This window comes from Micrococcus sp. HMSC31B01, assembly GCF_001816085.1.
GTDB classification, from domain to species: domain Bacteria; phylum Actinomycetota; class Actinomycetes; order Actinomycetales; family Micrococcaceae; genus Micrococcus; species Micrococcus luteus.
In genome coordinates this window covers 1-4185 of record NZ_KV825081.1, presented here as the reverse complement: position 1 = coordinate 4185, position 4185 = coordinate 1, and the positions used below count along the sequence as shown (strand labels likewise).

Here is a 4185-nt window from a genome sequence, read left to right as displayed (position 1 = left end):
CGTCGGGGCGGTGCCGCGGGGACGGCCCCGGGACGGGGCGGGCAGGTCCCGCCAGGCGGCGTGCACGGCGTCCACGGTGGCCTGGAGCAGCGGCAGGGCGAGGTGGCTGACGGCGTCCTCCCCGCCCGTGAGGTCCAGGACCCCGACGAGCCGCCCGGTGGCCGGGTCCGTGAGCGGGACGGCCGAACAGCTCCACGGGTGCACGCGCGGGCTCAGGTGCTCGCCGCGGCTGACCTGCGTGGGGGCGCCGGTCGCGAGGACGATGCCGGGGGCGGAGGTGCCCATGGACGCCTCGGACCAGTCGGCGCCCGCCACGAAGCCCATGGTCTCGGCGTGGCGCACCGCGGTCCGGTCGCCCTCGACCCACAGCAGGTGGCCGCGCGCGTTGCCGATCGCGGCGAGCATCCCGGCCTCGGCCGCGGGGTGGATGAGCATGCGGCGGACCACCGGCAGGGCCACGGCGAGGCGCTGGTCTCGGCGGGCGGCGGCGAGGTCGTCGTCGGAGAGGGTGGCCGGGTCGGTCTGGCCGGGTACCGCGGGGGTGAGGGCGCCGAGGGAGCGCAGCCAGGACTCACGGACCTCTCGCCGCAGCCCCTGCAGGGCGGCGCGCAGGCCCTGGTCTGCGCCGGCCGGAGCGGTGGGCGACGACGGCGCGAGCGACAGGCGGACCGCGGCGAGGGACTCGTGGGCCCGGTCCACGGCGCGTCGGTAGGCGCCGGTGGCGAGGGTCGAGCTCATCCCGAGCCTGCCATCAACCGCGAGCGGATCAGGAACCGCTTGCCCTCGGGGGCCTCGACGGAGAAGCCGGAGCCGCGCCCGTCCACCACGTCCAGGGTGAGGTGGGTGTGCTTCCAGTATTCGAACTGGGCGGCGGACATCCAGAACGGGATCTCCACGGCGGCCTGGTCCCCCTCGGCCGGCAGCGCGAAGGTGCCCAGCAGGACGTCGGCGGCGCCGGTCGTGAAGTCGCCGGCGGGATAGCACATGGGCGCGGACCCGTCGCAGCAGCCGCCGGACTGGTGGAACATGAGCGGGCCATGGATCGGGAGGAGTCGGCGGATCAGCTCGAGCGCCGCGGACGTCATGGCGACGCGGGACAGGGTCTCGCCCGGCATCTCGGGGCGAGCCTCGAGCGCGGGCGCATGCTCCGCCGACGAGGACGGCACGGTCATCGCGACCTCCTGGGGATGGGCGATCGTCGGTCCCCACACCCTAGCCCCGAACGTGATCCACGTCACCCCGGTCGGCGTGATGGGGGCGCGGCAGCCCGGAGGGTGCACCGAGGGATGTGCCGCGAGCCAGACGTTTCAGCCGCAATCAGGGGCTGATCACGACCGAAACGTCTGGCTCACGGCGCGGGGGTGGGGAAAGCACGAGGGCGGGGGCGGCGGGTGGCTCACGCGGCCGCGCCCGGAGTCCACCCCCCCCTACACTCGGCACATGCTCCCGGACCCCAGCCCCACCGTCACCGTGGACGGCCTCCTGCTGCGCCCGCTGCGCGCCGCGGACGAGATCGCGGCGCGCGAGGCGGACGCCGAGCTGCATCGGGAGGGGTTCGACTTCCTGATGGCCGGCACCCGCTCCTTCCCCGCGGTCCGCCGCGCGTTCGCCGCCGAGGCGCGCGGCGACGTCGAGCCCGGCCGCGCGCCCGCCTCCTTCTACGTGGGCGTGGACGAGAACGGTGAGCTGGTGGGCCGGGTGTCCGTGCGGTGGGAGCTGAACGAGGCGCTGCGGCACGTCAACGGACACGTGGGCTATGCGGTGCGCCCCGCGTTCCGGCGGCGGGGCCACGCCGCGCGGCTGCTGCGCGGCGCCCTGACGCTGCTGGCCGCACGCGGGGTGCCCGCCGCCCTGCTCACGTGCGACGAGACGAACACCGCCTCCGTGGCCACGATCCGTGCGTGCGGGGGCGTGCTGCGGGACCGGGTCGAGGCGGACCTCGACGGTGCGCCCTTCCCCGTGCCCCAGCTGCGCTTCGACGTCCCCACGACGGCGGCCTGACCGGAGGGACGGCGGGGACCGCGCCGCCGGCCTCAGTAGGCCTTGACGCGCTGCTCCACGATCAGGTGGATGAGCGCGAACCGGCCCTCCTCCTGGACCGCCTTGAGCGCCGCGTCCACGGCCGCCGGCACGTCCGCGTCCCGCTCCACGCGCACCCCGAAGCCGCCGAACGCCTGGGCCATGGCGGCGAAGTCGGGGTTCTTCAGCTGGGTGCCGGAGACGCGCCCGGGGTACTGGCGCTCCTGGTGGGTGCGGATGGTGCCGTACTCCTGGTTGTCCATGACGATCACGAGGGGCGTGGCGCCGTACTGCGCGGCGGTCGCCAGCTCCTGGCCGTTCATGAGGAACTCGCCGTCGCCGGCGATGGTCACCACGGTGCGGTCCGGGAAGTTCAGGGACGCGGCCACGGCACCCGGCACCGAGTAGCCCATGGAGCCGTTGCGGGCCGAGATCATGGAGCGATAGCCCTCGGTCGGGAAGTACCGGTGCGCCCAGTTGGTGTGCTCGCCCGCGCCGAGGGAGATCATCGAGTCCTTCGGCAGCTTCGGCACCAGGTTGGCCATGAGCGTGGCCATCTTCGCCTGGCCCTCGGACGGCTCGGCCGGGGGCAGGGCCGCGAACTTCTCCTGCTCGCCGCGCATGCGGGAGGTCCACTCCTCCCACTCCGGCTTGACCTCGAGCTCCATGCGGACGAGGTCGCGGATGAACCCGTCCGGCTTGGCCACGATCTGGTGGGACACGGGGCCGGAGCGGCCGCGCAGGGACGGGTCGATGGTGACCAGGAAGTTCTTCTTGTCCCAGTTCTGGCGGATGGTGAAGCCATTGGTCACGACGTCGCCCGGCACGGTGCCGACGAACACGATGAGGTCGGTCTCCTCGAGCATGTCGTAGGTCGGCTTCGGGCGGCCGTAGCCGATCGGGCCCACGTAGGACGGCGAGGAGAACGGCACGGTGCCCTCGGTGCGCCACTCGGCGGCGGCGGGGATCTTGTGCTCCTCCAGCCACGTCGTCAGGGTCTGCGCACCCTCGTCCGTCCAGTCGTTGCCACCGGTGATGAACAGCGGCTTGCGGGACTCCTTGAGCGCGGCGTGCAGGGACTTCCAGTCCCCCACGGTCATGCCGCCTGAGGCCACGGGGATCTGCGGGTGCAGGTGCGCATCGATCTCCTCACGGATCACGTCCTCCGGCAGGCCGACGACGACGGGCCCGGGCCGGCCCGAGCTGGCGGCGAACATGGCCTCGGCCACGATCTCGGAGGCGCGCTCCGGGTGGTCCAGGACCATCACGCGCTTCGCACCGGTGCCGAACCAGGCGTGCGGGTCGAACTCCTGGAAGGCCTCGCGGTCGCGGTGCTCGAACGGGATCAGGCCGACGAACAGGACGAGCGCCGTCGAGTCCTGCCACGCGGTGTGCAGGCCGACGTGGGCGTTCGCGGCGCCCGGGCCGCGCGTCACCATGGCGACGCCAGGGACCACGTTCATCTTGCCGTCGGCCTCGGCCATGTACGTGGCGCCGCCCTCGTGGCGGCACACCACGTTCTCGATGCCCGAGTCGTGCAGGCCGTCCAGGACGTCCAGGTAGGACTCGCCCGGCACGGAGTAGACGCGCTTCACGCCGTGGGACTCGAGGGTCTTGACGATGACGTGCCCGGCGGAGAGGCGACCGGTCGCCTGGGAGGTCTGGGACATGGAGGTCTCCTGTGCTGGTTCGGGGGCCCCTCCGGCCCCGTGGGTGCACCCCGCCGTGCAGACGGGGTCCGTGGGGGTCAGGGTACTGGACGGGACGGCGCCGGAGGCGACCCGATACGCGGCGTGAAGCCGGTGACGGGAGGGCGGGCCCGCCGTACGATTTCCCCATGCTCTCCGCGCCGACGCTCTCCCGCCTCGCCTCCCTGGCCGCGTTCCTGAACACCGCCCCCGGACTGCGGGGCGGTCAGCCGGCCGACGAGCGGTTCACCGCCGCCACGCAGCTGCCCTCCCTCGTCCCTGAACTCCAGGAGGACGAGGTCCGCCTCCGCCTGGCCGCCGCCGCGGCCGTGCGTGGCCGCGAACTCCGCGGCCGTCTGGCCGAGGTCTGGGCCCTCGCCGCCGTGGACGAGGCGGCCGCCGTGGAGCGCGTGAACGCCCTCCTCGCCGCGGCCGGGCCGCTGCGGCTGACGGCCGGGGGCGACGTCGTCGGGCTGGC

At 74.0% G+C, this 4185-nt stretch carries 4 protein-coding genes and 1 pseudogene; 2 read left to right on the top strand and 3 right to left on the bottom strand.

Annotated features, from left to right (window positions below):
* Together HMPREF3105_RS05285 and HMPREF3105_RS05280 are read right to left on the bottom strand one after the other, a co-directional pair.
* Window positions 1-738: GAF domain-containing protein (locus HMPREF3105_RS05285; protein ID WP_141762435.1), on the bottom strand; the 738-nt coding region annotated here is incomplete at its 3' end.
* The gene (locus HMPREF3105_RS05280; protein ID WP_010079970.1) at window positions 735-1172 is read right to left on the bottom strand and encodes a DUF779 domain-containing protein; all 438 of its coding nucleotides are present in this window, start codon (window positions 1170-1172) and stop codon (window positions 735-737) included. The genes HMPREF3105_RS05285 and HMPREF3105_RS05280, both read right to left, overlap by 4 nt.
* A 268-nt stretch (window positions 1173-1440) precedes the next feature.
* On the opposite strand from HMPREF3105_RS05280, the gene HMPREF3105_RS05275 reads away from it, so the two are divergent.
* Window positions 1441-2001, top strand: a complete 561-nt coding sequence (locus HMPREF3105_RS05275; protein ID WP_036341622.1) for a GNAT family N-acetyltransferase — start codon at window positions 1441-1443, stop codon at window positions 1999-2001.
* 32 nt (window positions 2002-2033) lie between these two features.
* Here the strand turns inward: HMPREF3105_RS05275 and HMPREF3105_RS05270 are convergent, their stop codons facing one another.
* On the bottom strand, window positions 2034-3689 hold the full coding sequence (locus tag HMPREF3105_RS05270; RefSeq protein ID WP_036341620.1) for a thiamine pyrophosphate-dependent enzyme: 1656 nt from the start codon (window positions 3687-3689) through the stop codon (window positions 2034-2036).
* Between the two features lie 167 nt (window positions 3690-3856).
* Here HMPREF3105_RS05270 and HMPREF3105_RS05265 point away from each other — a divergent pair.
* Window positions 3857-4185 (top strand): annotated as a pseudogene (locus HMPREF3105_RS05265) (CGNR zinc finger domain-containing protein); the annotation flags it as partial.